The following is a 17,886-nucleotide window of genomic DNA, read 5'->3' on the forward strand; positions in this document are numbered from 1 at the left end:
CGGCCAAAGCTGTTCGAGCCGCTCGCTGCCTCCTCACATCGGCGGCGCGATGCCGTGATTCCCGACAACGACCCGGTTCGCGACCAGCTTGCCGTCGCCGCCACGCTCGGCATTGACGAACACTGCGATGCCCGGCGTGAGATCTGCCGGCGTGGCGGTGGCGAATGTCACGATCGGCGTCGTCTGGGGGATAGCGATCTGCTTCTTCTGGCCGTTATCATAGGTGAGCGTGACGGTGCGGCCTTCGATCTCGGTGACATCGGCGACGGTGCCGTTGGTCATGCGGCTGTTGGGCTGCAGATCCCAGTCGCGATCGCCTTCTCCGGTACCCTTCAGAGCAGCCGGAAAGATCACGACTTCCAGCGCGCCGCTGCCGCCGTCGGCCTTGGATATCGAGGCGATGCCGAGAAAATCGCCCTGTTTGATATCGGCTGTCGAGGCCGTGGCTACGCCTGAAATCTTCCATCCGTTGGAGAGCGTGATCACATTGGTTCTACCGTCGCGATCCTTGACCGTCAGCGTCGATCCGGCAACGCTGACAACAGTGCCTCGAACACGTATGGCATCCGCGGCCAACGCTTGTGTCGCGCCGACGACGCTTGAGACAGCGCCAAGCACAATTGCGAACGATTTCAAAGTCATGGCATCCGATCCTTCCGAGAAACGTCCGGCGCCGTCTGTCGGCCACCGGTGACGGCAAGCTAACGAATCGAGACGTCGAAAATGCCGGCGGATCCGGCCGCGGACCTTCAAAAGAACTTGATTGAGCGCTGCGCGACCTTACATGTACGCAGCCCGAGGCATCAGCCGAAACGCAGCTTCACGAACGCGTGACGCCGCATGGGTGCTCTTGGCAAATCATTTGTTAACGAGCATTCTCCCGCCCGTCTCAGGCAACACCACATTTCATCCGACCCTGTTTCATCTCAAGGAGTTGCCATGCCCAACACCGTACGAAACGCTGTTTCCAACGACATTATTGCCGCGTCCGGCCTCAACCCGTTCAAAGCCGCGCGCGAAACCAGGGGATACACGATCGAGGAACTCTCTTTGACCTGCGGCCTCGCCGTGGGCGAGATCGTCGACATCGAGGACGGCAAGGATGCCGACCCCGCCAAGCTTCGGCGCATCGCTTCCGCCCTGCAGGTGCCGGAAGAGGAATTGATCAGAGTGCCGGCCGCCGAGAACCGGCCCACGCAGCAATAGGACGCAAGCAAGCGTCCATGTGAAAGCCCGCCAAGGCATGCCTGGCGGGCTTTTTGATGCATGTCGCCCAACTATGCGCTGCGGTTTTGGGGAAACGGCATGCGTCAAGACAAGGATGCGCAACGCACGGCCGTGGCTCTTGTCAATGACCGCGCCGCCATGCGATTCGCCAGCCGGTGTTCGACAGGTCTGACGAGGGGTCGCCATGAGTTTGGAATCGGTTCGCGCCTTTTTTGCCGAGCATGCGCCCGATATCGAAGTCATCGTCACCGAGGCAAGTTCGGCCACGGTCGCGCTTGCCGCCGAAGCCCATGGCGTCATGCCGGCGCAGATCGCCAAGACGATCTGCCTGCGCGTGGGCGACGAGGCCATGCTGGTCGTGACCAGCGGCATCGCCAGGCTCGACAACCGCAAATTCAAGGACAGCATGGGCGGCAAGCCGCGCATGCTGGGCGGCGAGGAGGTGCTGGCAATCACCAGCCATCCGCCTGGCGGCGTCTGCCCGTTCGGCCTGCCGTCGCCGCTACCCGTCTATTGCGATCTGTCGCTCAAGGCCTTCGACGAAGTCGTTCCCGCAGCCGGCGCGACCAATGCCGCGGTGCGCATCACACCGCAGCGCATGGCCGATCTGGTCGGCGCCGTATGGGTCGACGTTTGCCAGTAGCAATTGCCGCCTAGATATCCCGTCATGGTTCGTCGCGGGCGTAGCGCGGCTTTGACCGACATTCGGCGCGGCCCGCTCGCTTCCATTTGGTTTGGTATAGGCATCCGCGCCTTTCGCCGTCGCGCGTCAACCGACTCGAAAAGCGTCGAGGGTGGTCAAAGATTTGGACATTAGTCTTGACAGAAATACAGATGTTCAATACCCGTCAAGCGGTCAAACAGCATGCGATGTGGGAGGAATAAGCGGCATGGCTTCCAATATTTCGTTGACGGGCCTTGCCCGTGACCTCGAGGAGCGCGCCAAGTCCGGCAAGCCCATTCGCATCGGCCTGATCGGCTCGGGCGAAATGGGCACCGACATCGTCACCCGCGTCGCCCACATGTCCGGCATCGAGATCGGCGCCATTTCCGAACTCAACTTGCCGGCCGCCGGCAAGGCCGTCGATATCGCCTTCCAGGAAACCGGACACGCGCGCGAGGTTTCAAGCGCCTCGGCGATGACGTCGGCCATGGAGGCCGGCAAGATCGCCGTCACCAACGATTCCAGCCTCGTCATCGGCAACGACCTGATCGACGTCGTCATCGATGCGACCGGCGTTCCGGCCGTCGGCGCCGAGATCGGCCTGCGCGCCATGCAGCATGGCAAGCATCTGGTGATGATGAATGTCGAGGCCGACGTCACCATAGGCGCCTATCTCAAGAGCGAAGCCGACCGCCTCGGCGTAACCTACTCGCTGGGCGCCGGCGACGAGCCGTCTTCCTGTATGGAACTGATCGAGTTCGTCTCCGCCATGGGCCACCCGATCGTTGCCGCCGGCAAGGGCAAGAACAATCCGCTCAACATCGACGCCACGCCCCCGGACTATGAGGAGGAGGCCAAGCGCCGGCACATGAACGTGCGCATGCTGGTCGAATTCGTCGACGGTTCGAAGACCATGGTCGAGATGGCGGCGATCGCCAATGCGACCGGGCTGGTGCCCGACAAGCCCGGCATGCACGGTCCGGCGGCGACGCTCGGCGAATTATCGAAAGTGCTGGTGCCCGAGAAGGACGGCGGTGTGCTGTCGAAGGTTGGCGTCGTCGACTATTCGATCGGCAAGGGTGTAGCGCCCGGCGTCTTCGTCGTCGCCGACATGTCGCATCCGCGCATCTCGGAGCGCATGGAAGACCTGAAGATGGGCAAGGGTCCGTATTTCACCTTCCATCGTCCCTATCACCTCACCTCGCTGGAAGTGCCGCTTACCTGCGCCCGTGTCGTGCTTTATGGCAAGGCCGACATGGTTCCGCTGGCCAAGCCCGTGGCCGAAGTCTGCGCCGTTGCCAAGAAGGATCTGAAGCCCGGCGACAAGCTCGATGCCATCGGCGAATATTGCTACCGCGCCTGGATCATGACGGCTCCGGAAGCCCATGCGGCGGGCGCCGTTCCCTGCGGCCTGCTGCAGGGCGGCTCCGTGACTGCACCCATCAAGAAGGGCGAGCTCATCACCTATGCCAACGCGGCGCCCGCGCCGGGCTCGAAGATCGCCGAGCTGCGTGCCCGCCAGGACAAGCTCGTTTACGGCGCCGTGGAGGCGTGATCATGGCTGGAGCCAGCAAAGCCGCCGTCGTGGATAGCCGGGCCAACCTGCCTTTCGCCTATCGCCAGTACAGTCCGGAGCAGCTGAGGGAGGTGCTTCACAAGATGTACCTCATCCGCCGCTTCGAAGAGGGCGCGGAAGAGTGCTACACGCGCGGCCTCATCCACGGCACCATGCACCTGTCGATCGGCCAGGAAGCCAGCGCCATGGGCATCTGCATGCCGCTCGCTGCGGATGATCAGATCACCTCGACGCATCGCGGCCATGGCCATTGCATCGCCAAGGGCGCCGAAGTCAGCCGCATGTTCGCGGAGTTCTTCGGCAAGACCACCGGCTACTGCAAGGGCCGCGGCGGCTCCATGCATATCGCCGATGTCGCCAAGGGCAATCTCGGTGCCAACGGCATCGTTGCCGGCGGCATCCCGATCGCGGTGGGCGCCGCGCTCTCGTCCAAGATGATGAAGACCGGCAAGGTCGTGGTTTCCTTCTTCGGCGACGGCGCCAACAATGAGGGCGCCTTCCACGAGGCGCTGAACATGGCGGCGGTCTGGAAGCTGCCGGTGATCTTCGTATGCGAGAACAACGGTTACGGCATGTCGACCTCGACGGCGCGCTCGACCGCGGTCAAGAACATCGCCGAGCGCGCGGCCGCCTATTCGATGCCGGGCGTCATCGTCAACGGCAATATCTTCTCCGAGGTCGCCGAGGCGTCCTTCAAGGCCGTGGAGCGGGCGCGGGCCGGCGAGGGGCCGACGCTGATCGAATCCAAGACCTACCGCCATCGCGGCCATTCCAAGAGCGACCGCAACCGTTACCGCACCAAGGAAGAGATCGAGGATTGGATGGCGAACCGCGATCCGATCACGCTCTTCGAGACGGAACTCCGCGATTTCGGCTTCATCGACGACCAGGGTATCCAGGCGATCCGCGACGCGGTCGCCAACGAGATCGCCGACGGCATCGAGTTCGCCAAGGCGAGCCCGGCGCCCGAGATCGCCACCCTTCAGAACTACGTTTACACGGAGCCTGCGTGATGGACGCCACGCTGCGTGAACTGAGCTACGCCCAGGCGATCCAGGAAGCCATGGCGATCGCCATGGACATGGACGAACGTGTCTTCCTGATGGGCGAGGATATCGGCGTCTATGGCGGCGCCTTCCAGGTGACCGGCGACCTCGTCGAGCGCTACGGCACCGAGCGGGTTATAGACACGCCGATCTCCGAACTGGGCGGCGCCGGCGTCGCGGTGGGCGCGGCCGTCACCGGCATGCGGCCGATCTTCGAATTCCAGTTCTCGGATTTCGCCACGCTTGGCATGGAGCAGATCGTCAACCAGGCGGCTAAGATGCGCTTCATGCTTGGCGGCGAGGTCTCGGTGCCGGTGGTGATGCGTTTCCCGGCGGGCTCGGGTACGGGCGCCGCCGCGCAGCACAGCCAGAGCTTAGAGGCCTGGCTCGGCCATGTGCCCGGCCTCAAGGTCATTCAGCCGGCGACACCGCACGACGCCAAGGGCATGCTGTTGGCCGCGGTCGCCGATCCGGACCCGGTCATGATCTTCGAGCACAAGCTGCTCTACAAGATGAAAGGCCATGTGCCGGAGGGCCATTACACCGTTCCGATCGGCAAGGCCGAGATCCGCCGCGAAGGCCGCGACCTCACCATCGTCGCTACATCGATCATGGTGCAGAAGGCGCTCGACGCCGCGGCTGTGCTTGAAGGCGAGGGCATCGACATCGAAGTGGTCGATCTGCGCACGATCCGCCCAATCGACAGGCAGACCGTCATCGACAGCGTGAAGAAGACATCGAGATTGCTCTGCGTCTACGAAGCGGTGAAGACGCTCGGCATCGGCGCGGAGGTGAGCGCGCTGGTCGCCGAGAGCGAGGCGTTCGACTATCTCGATGCGCCGATCGTGCGCCTTGGCGGCGCCGAGACGCCGATCCCCTACAATCCGGATCTGGAAAAGGCCACGGTGCCGCAGGTTCCCGACATCATCGCCGCCGCGCGCGACCTGGTGAAAGGGGTCCGCTGAGCGATGCCGACCGAAGTCATTCTTCCCAAGGTCGACATGGATATGGCGACCGGACAGATCTCGCGTTGGTTCGCCGAGGAGGGCGCCAAGGTTAAGAAGGGCGACGTGCTCTTCGAGATCGAGACCGATAAGGCGGCGATGGAGATCGACGCGCCGGCCAGCGGCACGCTGCGCAACGTCACCGGCAAGGAGCGCGTCGACATTCCGGTCGGTGAACCGGTGGCATGGATCTATGCAGACGACGAAGTCTATGAATCAGGAACGACGCCGCAGAACAAGGCGCCAATCTCCCCGCCTGCGGGGGAGATGTCGGCGAAGCCGGCAGAGGGGGGCGCTGTCCCGCCAAAGTCTCGTTCCTTCGCGCCCCCCTCTGCCCTGCCGGGCATCTCCCCCACGAGGGGGGAGATCGGCCAATCGCAGGGCGAGCGCGCAACGCCGCTGGCGCGCCGCTTGGCTCGCGAAGCCGGTCTTAAGATAGCCGAAATACAAGGCAGCGGCCCGCGCGGCCGCGTCGTGCGCGCCGACGTCGAAGCCGCAGTCGCCGCGAAAGGCGCGGCCACCCCTGGTCAGCCAGCCGCCGAGATTCCGGTCGAAATCCCGTCCGCTCCGGCCGCAGCCAAGCCGATCTCGGACGACCAGGTGCTGAAGCTGTTCGCCGAAGGCTCCTACGAGCTCGTGCCGCATGACAACATGCGCAAGACCATCGCGCGTCGCCTGGTCGAAGCGAAGTCCACCATCCCGCATTTCTATTTGACGCTCGATTGCGAGCTCGATGCGCTGCTTGCGCTGCGCACGCAGCTCAATGCCGCAGCCCCGATGCGGAAGACCGAGAAGGGCGAGGTTCCGGCCTACAAGCTCTCGGTCAACGACATGGTCATCAAGGCCATGGCGATGGCGCTGATGGCGGTGCCGGATGCCAACGCCTCCTGGACGGAGAACGCCATGGTCAAGCACAAGCACGCCGATGTCGGCGTCGCCGTGTCGATCCCCGGCGGCCTGATCACGCCGATCATCCGGCATGCAGACGAAAAGACGCTGTCGGTCATCTCCAACGAGATGAAGGACCTGGCCAGCCGCGCCAGGAGCCGCAAGCTGAAGCCGGAAGAATATCAGGGCGGCACGACGGCGGTATCCAATCTCGGCATGTTCGGCGTCAAGGACTTTGCCGCCGTCATCAACCCGCCGCATGCGACGATTCTGGCGGTCGGCGCCGGCGAGGAACGGGCGGTGGTGAAGGAGGGCGAGATCAGAATAGCCACGGTGATGTCGGTGACCTTGTCGACCGACCATCGCGCCGTCGACGGCGCGCTTGGCGCGGAACTGCTTGGCGCCTTCAAGCGCTTGATCGAAAACCCGATGGGCATGCTGGTGTAAGCCAATCCCCGCAAGGCCTTGATCCGGCTTGCTCTTACGCCGCGTGGCCCTACGATCACCGACTTGTCAGGCCGGCAGCTCGCGCAAATCCCGGCCCGGTGCTTGAAGCCGCCGTCATTTCGTTCCACATCGGGCGCAATGAACGGCAAGATGCGGGAATGGTTTCGGAATTGGCGATGGGCCTTGGCCGCATCGCTGTTCCTGCATGCCCTGATCGCGGCGTTCCTGTTCTTCGGCTTGCCGAGGCCCGACCAACTGCCGGACCAGCAGGAACAGCCGGTCAACGTCGCGATCGTGCCGCCGCCCGAGCAGCCCAAGCCGAAGCCCGCTCCAAGGCCACCGGAGCCGAAGCCTGAAAAGAAGGCTGAAAAGCCGCCCGAGCAGGCCGTGCAAAAGCCACCGCCTCCGCAGCCGGCGAAACCCCAGGACGTCCCAGTTCTGAAGCGCGTTTTCCAGTACGGCGAGAAGGATACCGGCCCGGAGAAATCTCCCGACGGCGGCAGCGCGCCGGCCAACGCCCCGTCGCCGCCCAAGGATGAACCCGCGAAGCCGCCCGTCTCATCGCAACCCGCGCCCAACCAGCCGGCTCCGCCTGCAACGCCCGAGCAGCAGGCGGACACCAACGAGGCTCAAGAGAAGCCGGTAACCACCGCGCCGGACGAAAAACCCGCGCGAAGCGAGGAGAAGCAGGCAACCGAGGACACTGACAAACAGCAGCCGCAAACCGCCGAAAAGCAAGCTGCCGAAACGCCAAAGCCGTTGACGGCCGAGGCCGGCGACAAGCCTGCGCCGGCCGAAAAAGTAAAGCCCAAGCCTTCCAAGGCGATGAAGTTCAAATCCGCAAGAGCTCTGAGAGCGCCAAGCGGGAACCCGGGAAGGTCAAGCCCCACCGACAGCGAGGTTGCGGGATCGCCGATCTATTCCGGCCTTCCGGGCGTCAGAAAGCTTTACTCGCCAGGTGCGACCGGCAACGCGTTTGCCACAAGCTCGATGGAGAACGTGCCGCGCGATCAGCGCGTTGCCAATCTTTGCGCCAATGTTCTGAACCAGGAATTGCAGAGTGCCGATTACTCGCCCAAATGGCTGCCGACCATTCCCCTGAAGCAGGGCAATGTTCTTAACCCTCCGCAGGCTGCCTTCAGCACGACAACCCAGTGGTATGATCTGAGCTTCCGCTGCGAGGTCGACGCCGATGCAACGAGGGTCCTGTCCTTCAACTTCCGCGTGGGGGGATTGGTCCCGCCTGGGGAGTGGACGCGGCGTCGCTTCCCAAGTCTCCGCTAGTTCAGGCCGGGACACCAAGCCCGGCCAACTGCCGGCTGACGTCGTGCCAGTCGGCGCAGACGAAATCCGCGCCTGCGGCCTTCAGCCGGGCGCCGTGCTCGGGATAGGTATGCCCGCCGCCGGTATAGCCGATCGCGATCATGCCGGCCGCAACCGCGCCCTGGACGCCAAAAGGCGAATCTTCGACCACGATGCAGTCGGCGGGTTTCGCGCCCATTTTCTCGGCGGCGTAGAGGAAGATGTCGGGCGCCGGCTTGCCGTTCTTGACCATCGAGGAGGAAAAGATCGCCTCGCCAAAGAAGCGCGACAGTCCGGTCACCGACAGGCTGTGGTTGATGCGTTCGACCGAAGATGACGAGGCGACGCAGCGGTCGCCGGCAAGAGCGCTCAGGAACGGCAGGATCCCCGGTGTCGGCTTCAGCTCCTCCGAAAAGAGCAGCTTGGTCTCGGCCCAGATGTCGCCGTCGGCGGTGGGCGGGAACTGATGGCCGGTCAGTTCCTTGATTTTGACGATGATGTCGGCCTGCTTCATGCCGATGCATTGCGCGATGATGCCGCCATGGACGCCGGGCATGCCATGCTTCTCATAGACGCGCTCATAGGCCTTGGCGGCCAGCGGTTCGCTGTCGACGAGAACGCCGTCGCAATCGAAAATCAGTCTAGGTTGCGCCACGCGCTTCTCCCGGCCTCTGTGCCAATAAGCACATCGCTATCGATAAAAAGTCAGATGTTCAATAGTGAGGCGGATGCATCTCCTGCGCATCAAAGCTGACGCAGCGCCTCGCTGGCCGGCGTGGATCCAAGCGCGCGCTGCATAGCCTGGCGCGACTGCGCACGATCGGGTGTGATCCAGTTGGGCTCGGCGCCGAGGAAGCGGTCGAGGAAGGCCACGGCATAGGCGGGCATTTCCGTCGCGTTCTCGCGGTAGGACCACCAGGTGCGCAGGTCGTCGGCGCATTTATCGATGCTGGGCGCTGTGCCGAACTCCTGCTCGTGCACGGCCAGGATCGCCGACACGCAATAGTTGGTGTAGAGGAATCCCTCCGGCCAGAAGCGCACGATTTCCGCCGTGCCGGCATTGGCTTCCGTCTCGATCATTTCGGTAAGACCGGAGACCTCTCGTGCCGGCGCCTGGCGGATCAGCTCGCGCAGCACCAGCCCGGCGGCGAAGACGATGAAGTCCGCGCGGTCGACAGCTGCGAATCGCTTCTGCGCTTCCATGACGTCGATCCAGTCGAGAAAGGCGCGTGTCAGCTTGGCCTCGTCGATCTCGAAACGAACGCCGAAGGTTTCCGACACCACCTTCGCGCTGCTGCGGAAGGTGGCGCGAAACCAGCGCAGCTGCCGCAGCCGGTGACGAAGGTCCGGCATAAGCGCCAGTTCGTGCCTGAAAGGCAGATCCATGTCTCATATCCCGTTTGGCGACAGGCTAGCACAGGCGCTGCCGTTGCCGAAATCGGTCAGCCGCCTGTGGAGCGTTACGGCGGCTAATATAATACATGTTGACATTCTAGGAAACAAATGTTCTCACTTTCGGGTCATCTCACCTCCGTCCAATATGTGCCGGAGGAAGAGAATCGGGAGGAAACCGAAATGGCGATCTGGCAGTGGGCGCTGCTTCTGCTGTTTGTCGTCTGGGCGCTGCAATCGCTCGGCGTCTGGCTGCAGATGCGGCATTATGCGGACGTCTTCAAAGGCGTCACCGGAGAGTTCAAGGACGGCTTTGTCGGAGCCGGCAATTTCCGCGGCCGGCTCGCCAAGGGCACCATCGCGCTCGTCGTCGTGACGCCCGATCTCATCGTGCGCCGTATGATGGTCATGAGCGGCCGTTCGGTGCTCACCAAGTTCAAGCGACATGAAGAATTCGAGGGTATCCCCCTCGATCGACTCCGGTCCAACCCTGCGATCATGGGGGAGGGGGAACCCGGTGTGGCCGAGGCCGTGAAACGGGCGATCGAGCAGATCGACCGCGCGCGGTCGGAGCCGGGGAAGAAGCCGGGCCTGTCCGGTTTGAACGTAGCAAGGGCTTAAGCGACGCCGGCAGCCGGCTGGGAATGACCGGCGGGGGTCATAAGGAGGAGAAATGTCTGTAATTTCGTTATTGGCGCAGCATGCCGACCTGGCGGTGCACAACCTGCATGTCGCAGGCACCATGGTCTCGGATGCTGCCTGGCACGGCAAGCTCGGCGTCGAGCATGCCACCGACCATCTCGTGGTCCTGGCGCAGGCGACGACCGACAATGCGCCCGTCACCGCCGATCAGCTCAAGGAACAGCTGAAGAATGTGCAGCAGGAAGAGCAGCTCGGCTGGCTGACCGCCATCGGCAAATATTTCATCGGCATCTTCCAGAAGGGCGGCGAAGTGTTCGCCGGCTTCGTCACCGGCATCATCCCGACGCTGGTCGTGCTGATGACCGCCTTCTACGCCGTCACCGAATTGGTCGGCGAGGAGCGCGTCCACGGCCTGGCGCGCGGCGCCGGCCGTATCGCGCTGACCCGCTACACCGTGCTGCCGGTCCTGTCGGTGTTCTTCCTCACCAACCCGATGGCCTACACTTTCGGCTCCTTCCTAGAAGAAAAGCACAAGCCTGCCTTCTACGACGCGGCGGTGTCCTACGTGCATCCGCCGCTCGGCCTGTTCCCGCATATCAACCCCGGCGAATATTTCGTCTGGGGCGGCATGCTGGTCGCGCTGCTCGATCTCGAGAAGCGGGGCGTCATCGCCAACGGCTATCACGTCAAGGTGGCCATCTGGTACGCCATCGTCGGCCTCGTCGTCATCCTGCTGAAGGGCATCCTGACCGAACGCATCACGGCCATCATGGCACGCCGCCAGGGCGTCGAGCTCTAAGGGCGGGAGGACACCATGGCCAAGACATACAAGGCAGTAAAGATCTCGAGGGGCTCCACCGGGTGGGGCGGGCCTCTGGTGATCGAGCCGACCGAACAGCGCAACAAGGTCGTGTCGGTAACCGGTGGCGGCATTCATCCGGTGGCGCAGCTGATCGCCGACATGACCGGCGCCGAGGCGGTCGACGGCTTCAAGGCGCCGCCGATCGAAAGCGAGATGGCGGTCGTCGTCGTCGACTGCGGCGGCACGGCCCGCTGCGGCGTCTATCCGCGCAAGCGTATCCCGACCGTCAACCTGACGCCGGTCGGCCAGGCGGGTCCGCTCGCCCAGTTCATCACGGAAGACATCTACGTTTCGGGCGTGAAGCCGGCCAACGTTACAATGGCGGACGGATCCGAGGCGGTCACCACTGCGGGGGGAGCAGCATCGATGAGTTCAAGCAACAACACCACTGCCAGGGCGGCCGAGCCGCTGCCGAGCGAAGGCGGGCTTATCGGCCTGATCAGCTCGATCGGCCGCGTCATGGGCCGTGTCGTCGGCATCTTCTTCAACTCCGGCCGCCGCACCATCGATCAGGTTATCCGCAACGTGCTGCCCTTCATGGCCTTCGTGACCATGCTGATCGGCCTGATCCTCTACACCGGCATCGGCGACGTGCTGGCACAGCCGATGGGACCCTTGGCCAACAACATCGTCGGCCTGCTGGTCATCTCGGCCATCTGCGGCCTGCCGTTCCTGTCGCCCATCCTTGGCCCAGGCGCGGTCATCGCCCAGGTCATCGGCGTCGCCATCATCGGCCCGCAGATCGCCAACGGCACCATCTCGCCAGCAATGGCTCTGCCGGCGTTGTTTGCCTACAACACACAGGTGGGCTGCGACTTCGTTCCCGTCGGTCTGGCGCTCGGTGAGGCCAAGCCGAAGACGATCGAAATCGGCGTGCCGGCGGTGCTCATCAGCCGCCAGATCATGGGCCCGGTCTCCGTGCTGATCGCATGGATCGTCTCCCTGATCGTGTTCTAAGTTAGCAACAATATCGAGGTTCGCCATATGTCGGTTCTTCTCAAGACACGGGTCACAGCAATAGGACCCGAAGTGGCGGACCTCGCCGAGGGCGGCGTGGTCATCCTTTTCGCGGATGGCTCGCCTCCCGAACTGGCCGAAGTTTCCGTACTGCATAGGACGGAAGAAGGCCCGAGCGACGATGCGCCGGCGACAGGCGCCTCGATCACGCTCGGACCGGTTTCGGCGACGATAACGGCGGTCGGCTCCACGGCCTGGAGCAAGGTCCGCGAAATGGGTCATGTCGTGATCTCCTTCAACGGAGCGTCCGAGGCCGAAAGGCCGGGCGAGGTTTGCGCATCCGCGGTCGATACCGGGGCGCTCGTGGCGGCGCTGACGCCAGGCGCTGTCATCACCATCGCCGCCTGATAATATCCGCGCTGTCTGTCGAAGGCGCCCAAACCTAGAGTATTGCCATGGAACGCTCGACCATCGTCAGAGTGCACGAAGGTTTGCACGCCCGTCCGGCCACGCGGTTCGTGAAACTCGCGAAGGGTTTCGAATCCGAGGTCGAGCTGGTCAAGGACGGCAAGGCGGTCAGCGCCAAGAGCTCGGTCAAGCTGATGCTCCTGGCTGTCAAGGAAAACCAGGAAGTCACCGTGCGCGCCAACGGCGCCGACGCGATCGAGGCGATTGAGGCGCTGATCGGCTATCTGGAGAACCCGCGCGCCGGCCTTGACGACGAGGGCGAGGCAGGTGATGAGGGCTCGCAAGCCGCAGCCCCGGCGCCCGCTCGTGAGGCCGCGCAGCCTGCCGCCGCAGCGGTGGATGGAACCCCGAAACTTCAAGGCGTCGCCGCAAGCGAGGGCGTGGCGATCGGGCCGGCCTTTGCCCATTTCCCGCCGGAGATCGAGGGACCGGGCAGACGCCTGCCGGCCGATGAGATCGAGGGCGAGCTCGAGCGTTTCCGCGGCGCCGTCGCCAGCGTCCAGGCGCGCATGGACCGCACGCTTGCCGAGAGTAATCTCTCCGCCGGCGACCGTGGCATCGTCGCCGCCCTGCGCGACATCGCCGCCGACGACAGCCTGACGGGCGAGGTTGAAAGGCTGATCAAAGGCGGTGACGATGCGGTCTCGGCGGTCATCGCGGCCGCGGCCACCATCGCCGCCGATTTCAGCGCGGTCGACGACCACTATCTCAACGCCCGGGCCGACGACGTCCATGCCGTCGGCAGGCAGATCTGCCTGGCGCTGCTCGGCCAGGACGAAGTCAGCCTGGAAACCATCCCGCAGGGCGCGATCCTGATTGCCGACGACATCGGCGCCTGGGATCTGGCGCGCGCGCCGCTGAAGCGCATCGGCGGCGTGGTCTGCGGCCATGGCGGCGCCACCTCGCACATTGCCATCATCGCCCGCTCGCACGGCATCCCGGCGGTGCTCGGTCTGGGCGACAAGGTCAACGAGCTGCGAACCGCCAAAGAGGTGGCGATCGATGGCAGTGCCGGGCATGTGATCGTCGACCCTGACGAGACCGCGCGGGCTGACTTCACCCGGCGCGTCGAGGCTGCCGCGCAGGAGCGCGCCGGGCTGAAAGTGTTCAAAGGCGTGACGCCTACCCGCGCCGACGGCACGGTGATCGAGGTCGCGGCCAATATCGGCTCGCTGGAAGAGATCGAGGCGGCGCAGGAGGCCGGCGCCATGGGCGTCGGCCTATTCCGCACCGAGCTGCTCTTCATGCGCCACATGCATCTGCCGTCGGAAGAGATGCAGGCCGAAACCTACAGCGCGCTGGCCAAGGCCTTCGCGCCGCGTCCGGTCATCGTGCGCACGCTCGACATCGGCGGCGACAAGCCGATCGCCGGCATCGAATTCCCCGACGAGGAAAACCCGTTCCTCGGCTGGCGCGGCATCCGCATGTGCCTGGACCGGCCCGACATCTTCAAGAAGCAGCTGCGGGCGCTGTTGCGCGCCGCCGTCCACGGTAACATCAAGGTGATGCTGCCGATGGTCTCGGAGATCGCGGAGGTCACGCGCACGCGCGCGCTGGTCGACGAATGCGCGGCTGAATTGAAGGCAGAGGACGTGCCGCATGCGAGCTTCGACCTCGGCGTGATGATTGAGACGCCAGCCGCCGTGCTGATCGCGCCCGCGTTGGCGAAAGAGGTGGCGTTCTTTTCGATCGGCACCAACGACCTGACCCAGTACATCATGGCCGCCGACCGACTCAATCCGACGGTCGCCAAGCTCAACGACGTCACCAATCCGGCCGTGATGTCGGCGATCGAGCTGACGGCGAAGGCGGGTGTCGCCGCCGGCATCATGGTGGGCATGTGCGGCGAGGCTGCCGGCCGTCCGGACCTGATCCCCACCTTCATCGGGATGGGCCTGACCGAGCTCAGCATGAGCCCGGCCTCGATCCAGCGCGCCAAGAAGACCATCGCAGCCATGGCGGCCGAACGGTAGCGGATAATTCGCGACGGTTACGCTAGATGCGCGAGCAGGGTGGCGAGAACCGGTGTCAGTTCCTGGACGGCATTGGGCTGGGCACAGGCCTGCCGGATGCGGTCCTCCCGCACTTCGGCAGCCAGCACCGCGATCTCGAGAATGTCGGGCTCGGGCGTTCCGTTCGCCCTGGTCGCCAGTCCGCAGGCAAGCGCCACAGGCGCAAGGCACCTGATGTCGACAGACCGGTCGCCGGCTATCGCCGGGCCTGTGCCGATCTCGCCAGGCTGAACCGGACGGTGGTTGAGGCATTCGACGAGCAGAGCCGCACAGGCCGCCGCGACCTGGTCCGTCGATGCCGCATCCGCCGTCGCGCCAGCCAGGAGATTCGCGTGGCGCTTGCGCATCGCGACATGCACGGCGGAAAAGCTCGCCTCGTGGACGCGCGGATTGTCGATGCCGTAGCCGGCGAGGACCGCGCGGGTCAGATAATACATGTCGCGCCTGAACTGACGCTCGCCGCCGATCTGCCGGTCTTCATCGCCATGCGGGAAATAGATCCGCAGGCTTTTGACGGTCGTGCCGTCGACCTTGAGCGGCCGGGAATGCGGTACGAAGGATTCGGCAATCGTCAGCGCCTCGTCGACGGCGCTCGCGGCGTGGCCGAGCAGGCTGCGGCCCGGGAAGGGAGGCAAATTGCCGGCGATATCTTGCGTGGGGTCGCCGGCGCTGTCGTGGCGGTTCTGGCGGATGGCGTCGCGCAGTTCCCGAAGCCGGTCCTTCAGGTTGGCGCGGACGTCTTCGGAAATTTGTCGCAGCATCGCCAATTGCCTCGAAATGCTGAAGCCTGTCACGGCTTTGGGCGCCAGCCGCCCTCTCTAGATTGTTCGTCTCGATTGGTAGATCAATAGGCGATATTTAACCAGCATGCAGAATCGGCGACGGCAGTGTCACCGCGGGGTTGGAGGGGAAATTGGGCAGGCGACGGCAGGGTGAATCCGAAAACGGCAGAGCGGCGGCCGAGGCATCCGAGCAGGTCGTCAGCGAAAGCCGGACCGACCGCCTCAGGATCCGCGCAGCCTGGATGTATTTCGTCGAGCAGATGACGCAAAACGAGATCGCCGACGTGCTCGGCGTTGGCCGCGTCACCATCGTGCGCATGCTGGCCGAGGCGAGGGCACGCAACGAGGTGAAGATCACCATCGAGAGCGAGCTTTTGGAGATCGTGCGGCTGGAGCGCGCGCTCGAACAGACCTTCGGACTACAGCAGGCGCTGGTGGCGCCGCTCACCGATCCCAATGCCGACCCGATCCCGGCAATCGCCGCCAAGACCGGCATGTTCCTGTCGGATGCGATGAAATCCGGCATGCGGGTCGGCGTCGGCTGGGGAGTCACGCTGTTCAACACCTTGCCCTTCATCAGCGCCAAATCGCTAACCGATTTCAGCGTGATTTCGCTGCTTGGCGGCGTCGGCGTCGCGCGCCGGGTCAACCCGGCCGAGTTCGCCTGGCGCTTCGCCCAGATCTTCCAGGGTGATGGCTATCTGATGCCGACGCCTGCGGTCGTGGACAGCGTCGAGACAAAAATCGCGCTGGTCGAGCGCTGCGGCCTGCAGGAGATTTTCGAGATGGCCGATGCGCTCGACGCCGTGCTGCTCAGCGTCGGCGGCATCGCTTCGGCCACCACCTTCTCGCGCGGCGGCTTCCTGAAGGAAGCGGACCGCGAGGCGCTGCTTGCGCGCGGCGCCGTCGGCGATCTCCTGTTCCATTTCTATGACCGCAATGGCGATCTGGTCGACCATCCCGTCAACAGCCATGTGATGTCGGTGGATGTCGACCGCCTGCGCAAGGCGCCGATCCGCATCCTCACCTCCGGCGGCGCGGAAAAGACCGAGGCGCTGCTCGGCGCCATGAACCTGATTGCGCCGACCATCCTGATCACCGACGAGGAAAGCGCACGCCGCATGCTCGCGGCGCATGGCGCTTGAATCATGCGACGGAAGGGCTCGCTCGCTGCGGAATTGAGGAGCGTAGGTGCTTGCGGGCAGGTTCCTCCACCAGAATGAAGACGACGAGCGAGATAATGACCAGCAAAGGCTGGTACAAAAGACTCCCGACCCAATCCAATTCTCCGGTGAACAGCACCGGAATCCACTTTCGCACCGGGATTTGCAGGATGTAGAGGGCATAGCTCGCATTGCCCAGCAGCACGAGCGGCTTGTACGACAGCACGCGTTGGGTCCTGCCGTCATTCACGGCGCATGTCGCAATCAGCGCGACAAAGCCGATTGCCGCGAAACCTCCCGTCGTCACCATGCGTGTCGCGACAAGCGTGGCTATCGTGAACGCCATGGCCAGAATGGCGGCCAGGTCGCTGCGGAAGCGATCGAACGCGCCGGCCCTAAACAGCAGAGCGCAGGTGATGCCGGTCATAAATTCGGGCAGCCTCAGCAGCGGGAGAGGCACCAACTCCATCCAGCCGAACGCAAGGTAGCCCATCGGCCCGAGACCCGGCAGACACATAACTACGAAAATCAGCACCAAAGCTGCCAGGCTGATCCACAGGACTCCGGTCGTAAGCCTTGAAAGGACGGGAAGCAATAACGGGAACACAAGATAGAAAAAGAACTCGATCGAGAGTGTCCAACTCGGAGGATTCCAGAAGAATCCGAGCATTGTCGTTGGTCCGCCCCATGCCTGAACAAGGCCAAGTGTCGCCAGTGATGCAAGCGGGTGATCCAAGGGCATGCTTGTCAGCGGCAAAGCCACAATAAGGGCAAGGAGATAGATTGGATAAATTCTGGCAAACCTCGCTAAGGCGAACTGTCGGATCTCGTACCAGTCAGACATCTTGTCGAAGTAGGAATGGGTGAGGATGAAGCCGGACAGCAGGAAGAAGAACGAGACGCCCAGATAGCCGTTCTGCACAAAATTGGCGATCGGGGGCGGCGCTCCGTCAATGTCTGCCGAGTGGAAGGCAAGCACATAGAGAGCGGCGAAAAATCGCAAGCTGGTCAGCTGTGTGAGGCTCGATCCCGCTGAAGAGGGCTTCGGTTTCATACAGAGTGCCGTTGCTGTAAGCGCGAAGCGGTGCTCAGAACTGTCGATACTGCTTCGAATCCTATACGCCGAGCCGCATTAACAAATCCGTTAACGCTCCACGCCGGTGTCAGCGCCCGGCGCCATGGGGGAGAACCGAGGCGCTGCTCGGCGCCAGGCACGTGACTGCGTCGACGATTCTGATCGCCGATGAAGAAGCGCACCGCATGCCCCACTGGCGGACGGACAACGATCTTCTTGTTCTTCGGCCTCCTGGCCAGATAGATCTTCCGCTCGCGTGACAGCCCCCAAGCTTCTGCCGACAAGTCGCGGAACTACTCTAAAATCAACGAGAAGCCGTTCTTGGACCAAACGGTTGCCCAAGGAGCGGAAGCCTTCGGCTCAACCTAAAAACTTGGGG

At 63.8% G+C, this 17,886-nt stretch carries 18 protein-coding genes; 13 read left to right on the forward strand and 5 right to left on the reverse strand.

The features are described from left to right. Positions 1-33: 33 nt before the first annotated feature. Entirely contained in the window at positions 34-642 is a 609-nt protein-coding gene (locus FJ423_RS14570) for a hypothetical protein (RefSeq protein WP_140842718.1), read from the reverse strand. A gap of 297 nt (positions 643-939) precedes the next feature. On the opposite strand from FJ423_RS14570, the gene FJ423_RS14575 reads away from it, so the two are divergent. The 7 genes from FJ423_RS14575 to FJ423_RS14605 all read left to right on the forward strand — a co-directional run bounded on the left by FJ423_RS14575 (position 940) and on the right by FJ423_RS14605 (position 8,136). After that, positions 940-1,206 carry a helix-turn-helix transcriptional regulator gene (locus FJ423_RS14575; protein ID WP_095767666.1) on the forward strand — a complete coding sequence of 89 codons (267 nt, stop codon included), beginning with the start codon at positions 940-942 and terminating at the stop codon, positions 1,204-1,206. A 205-nt stretch (positions 1,207-1,411) separates the two neighbouring features. Beyond that, on the forward strand, positions 1,412-1,870 hold the full coding sequence (locus FJ423_RS14580; protein WP_140842720.1) for a YbaK/EbsC family protein: 459 nt from the start codon (positions 1,412-1,414) through the stop codon (positions 1,868-1,870). Positions 1,871-2,117: 247 nt separating this feature from the next. Further along, positions 2,118-3,446, forward strand: a complete 1,329-nt coding sequence (locus FJ423_RS14585; protein WP_140842722.1) for an NAD(P)H-dependent oxidoreductase — start codon at positions 2,118-2,120, stop codon at positions 3,444-3,446. A 2-nt stretch (positions 3,447-3,448) separates the two neighbouring features. Continuing rightward, positions 3,449-4,480 (forward strand): thiamine pyrophosphate-dependent dehydrogenase E1 component subunit alpha, encoded by a 1,032-nt coding sequence (locus tag FJ423_RS14590; RefSeq protein WP_140842724.1) that lies wholly within the window; start codon positions 3,449-3,451, stop codon positions 4,478-4,480. Then, positions 4,480-5,478, forward strand: coding sequence for an alpha-ketoacid dehydrogenase subunit beta (locus FJ423_RS14595; RefSeq protein ID WP_140842726.1), 999 nt, complete (start codon positions 4,480-4,482; stop codon positions 5,476-5,478). Before FJ423_RS14590 ends, FJ423_RS14595 begins: the two co-directional genes overlap by 1 nt. Before the next feature lie 3 nt (positions 5,479-5,481). Continuing rightward, entirely contained in the window at positions 5,482-6,852 is a 1,371-nt protein-coding gene (locus FJ423_RS14600) for a pyruvate dehydrogenase complex dihydrolipoamide acetyltransferase (RefSeq protein ID WP_140842728.1), read from the forward strand. A 138-nt stretch (positions 6,853-6,990) separates the two neighbouring features. After that, on the forward strand, positions 6,991-8,136 hold the full coding sequence (locus tag FJ423_RS14605; RefSeq protein ID WP_140842730.1) for a DUF930 domain-containing protein: 1,146 nt from the start codon (positions 6,991-6,993) through the stop codon (positions 8,134-8,136). Between the two features lies 1 nt (position 8,137). Here the strand turns inward: FJ423_RS14605 and FJ423_RS14610 are convergent, their stop codons facing one another. Together FJ423_RS14610 and FJ423_RS14615 are read right to left on the reverse strand one after the other, a co-directional pair. Next, on the reverse strand, positions 8,138-8,809 hold the full coding sequence (locus FJ423_RS14610; RefSeq protein WP_095767659.1) for an HAD family phosphatase: 672 nt from the start codon (positions 8,807-8,809) through the stop codon (positions 8,138-8,140). A gap of 89 nt (positions 8,810-8,898) precedes the next feature. Then, positions 8,899-9,540 (reverse strand): hypothetical protein, encoded by a 642-nt coding sequence (locus tag FJ423_RS14615; RefSeq protein ID WP_095767658.1) that lies wholly within the window; start codon positions 9,538-9,540, stop codon positions 8,899-8,901. Between the two features lie 189 nt (positions 9,541-9,729). Between FJ423_RS14615 and FJ423_RS14620 the strand changes: the two genes are divergently transcribed. From FJ423_RS14620 to ptsP, 5 genes are read left to right on the forward strand one after another with little or no spacing between them, the layout of a single operon-like run. Beyond that, positions 9,730-10,167, forward strand: a complete 438-nt coding sequence (locus FJ423_RS14620; protein WP_095767894.1) for a transcriptional regulator GutM — start codon at positions 9,730-9,732, stop codon at positions 10,165-10,167. 52 nt (positions 10,168-10,219) lie between these two features. Continuing rightward, on the forward strand, positions 10,220-10,987 hold the full coding sequence (locus FJ423_RS14625; protein WP_042643976.1) for a PTS glucitol/sorbitol transporter subunit IIC: 768 nt from the start codon (positions 10,220-10,222) through the stop codon (positions 10,985-10,987). 15 nt (positions 10,988-11,002) lie between these two features. Next, positions 11,003-12,007, forward strand: a complete 1,005-nt coding sequence (locus FJ423_RS14630) for a PTS glucitol/sorbitol transporter subunit IIB (protein WP_140842732.1) — start codon at positions 11,003-11,005, stop codon at positions 12,005-12,007. 27 nt (positions 12,008-12,034) lie between these two features. Then, entirely contained in the window at positions 12,035-12,415 is a 381-nt protein-coding gene (locus FJ423_RS14635; protein WP_140842734.1) for a PTS glucitol/sorbitol transporter subunit IIA, read from the forward strand. 47 nt (positions 12,416-12,462) lie between these two features. Then, on the forward strand, positions 12,463-14,448 hold the full coding sequence (gene ptsP / locus FJ423_RS14640) for a phosphoenolpyruvate--protein phosphotransferase (protein WP_140842736.1): 1,986 nt from the start codon (positions 12,463-12,465) through the stop codon (positions 14,446-14,448). A 17-nt stretch (positions 14,449-14,465) separates the two neighbouring features. Here ptsP and FJ423_RS14645 read toward each other — a convergent pair whose 3' ends face one another. Beyond that, a complete protein-coding gene (locus FJ423_RS14645; protein ID WP_140842738.1) occupies positions 14,466-15,248 on the reverse strand; it encodes a hypothetical protein in 783 nt (260 codons plus the stop codon). 152 nt (positions 15,249-15,400) lie between these two features. On the opposite strand from FJ423_RS14645, the gene FJ423_RS14650 reads away from it, so the two are divergent. Next, positions 15,401-16,414, forward strand: a complete 1,014-nt coding sequence (locus tag FJ423_RS14650) for a sugar-binding transcriptional regulator (protein ID WP_095767893.1) — start codon at positions 15,401-15,403, stop codon at positions 16,412-16,414. A 1-nt stretch (position 16,415) separates the two neighbouring features. Here the strand turns inward: FJ423_RS14650 and FJ423_RS14655 are convergent, their stop codons facing one another. After that, entirely contained in the window at positions 16,416-17,486 is a 1,071-nt protein-coding gene (locus FJ423_RS14655; protein WP_140842740.1) for an acyltransferase, read from the reverse strand. Positions 17,487-17,886 lie beyond the last annotated feature (400 nt).

It is taken from the genome of Mesorhizobium sp. B2-8-9, assembly GCF_006439475.1.
Taxonomy (GTDB): domain Bacteria; phylum Pseudomonadota; class Alphaproteobacteria; order Rhizobiales; family Rhizobiaceae; genus Mesorhizobium.

What these genes read in the sequence shown, in the direction of transcription:
- FJ423_RS14570 (WP_140842718.1), bottom strand. Translation starts at nt 642, where the DNA reads ATGACTTTGAAATCGTTCGCAATTGTGCTTGGCGCTGTCTCAAGCGTC.
- FJ423_RS14575 (WP_095767666.1), top strand. Translation starts at nt 940, where the DNA reads ATGCCCAACACCGTACGAAACGCTGTTTCCAACGACATTATTGCCGCG.
- FJ423_RS14580 (WP_140842720.1), top strand. Translation starts at nt 1,412, where the DNA reads ATGAGTTTGGAATCGGTTCGCGCCTTTTTTGCCGAGCATGCGCCCGAT.
- FJ423_RS14585 (WP_140842722.1), top strand. Translation starts at nt 2,118, where the DNA reads ATGGCTTCCAATATTTCGTTGACGGGCCTTGCCCGTGACCTCGAGGAG.
- FJ423_RS14590 (WP_140842724.1), top strand. Translation starts at nt 3,449, where the DNA reads ATGGCTGGAGCCAGCAAAGCCGCCGTCGTGGATAGCCGGGCCAACCTG.
- FJ423_RS14595 (WP_140842726.1), top strand. Translation starts at nt 4,480, where the DNA reads ATGGACGCCACGCTGCGTGAACTGAGCTACGCCCAGGCGATCCAGGAA.
- FJ423_RS14600 (WP_140842728.1), top strand. Translation starts at nt 5,482, where the DNA reads ATGCCGACCGAAGTCATTCTTCCCAAGGTCGACATGGATATGGCGACC.
- FJ423_RS14605 (WP_140842730.1), top strand. Translation starts at nt 6,991, where the DNA reads ATGAACGGCAAGATGCGGGAATGGTTTCGGAATTGGCGATGGGCCTTG.
- FJ423_RS14615 (WP_095767658.1), bottom strand. Translation starts at nt 9,540, where the DNA reads ATGGATCTGCCTTTCAGGCACGAACTGGCGCTTATGCCGGACCTTCGT.
- FJ423_RS14620 (WP_095767894.1), top strand. Translation starts at nt 9,730, where the DNA reads ATGGCGATCTGGCAGTGGGCGCTGCTTCTGCTGTTTGTCGTCTGGGCG.
- FJ423_RS14625 (WP_042643976.1), top strand. Translation starts at nt 10,220, where the DNA reads ATGTCTGTAATTTCGTTATTGGCGCAGCATGCCGACCTGGCGGTGCAC.
- FJ423_RS14630 (WP_140842732.1), top strand. Translation starts at nt 11,003, where the DNA reads ATGGCCAAGACATACAAGGCAGTAAAGATCTCGAGGGGCTCCACCGGG.
- FJ423_RS14635 (WP_140842734.1), top strand. Translation starts at nt 12,035, where the DNA reads ATGTCGGTTCTTCTCAAGACACGGGTCACAGCAATAGGACCCGAAGTG.
- ptsP (WP_140842736.1), top strand. Translation starts at nt 12,463, where the DNA reads ATGGAACGCTCGACCATCGTCAGAGTGCACGAAGGTTTGCACGCCCGT.
- FJ423_RS14645 (WP_140842738.1), bottom strand. Translation starts at nt 15,248, where the DNA reads ATGCTGCGACAAATTTCCGAAGACGTCCGCGCCAACCTGAAGGACCGG.
- FJ423_RS14655 (WP_140842740.1), bottom strand. Translation starts at nt 17,486, where the DNA reads ATGAAACCGAAGCCCTCTTCAGCGGGATCGAGCCTCACACAGCTGACC.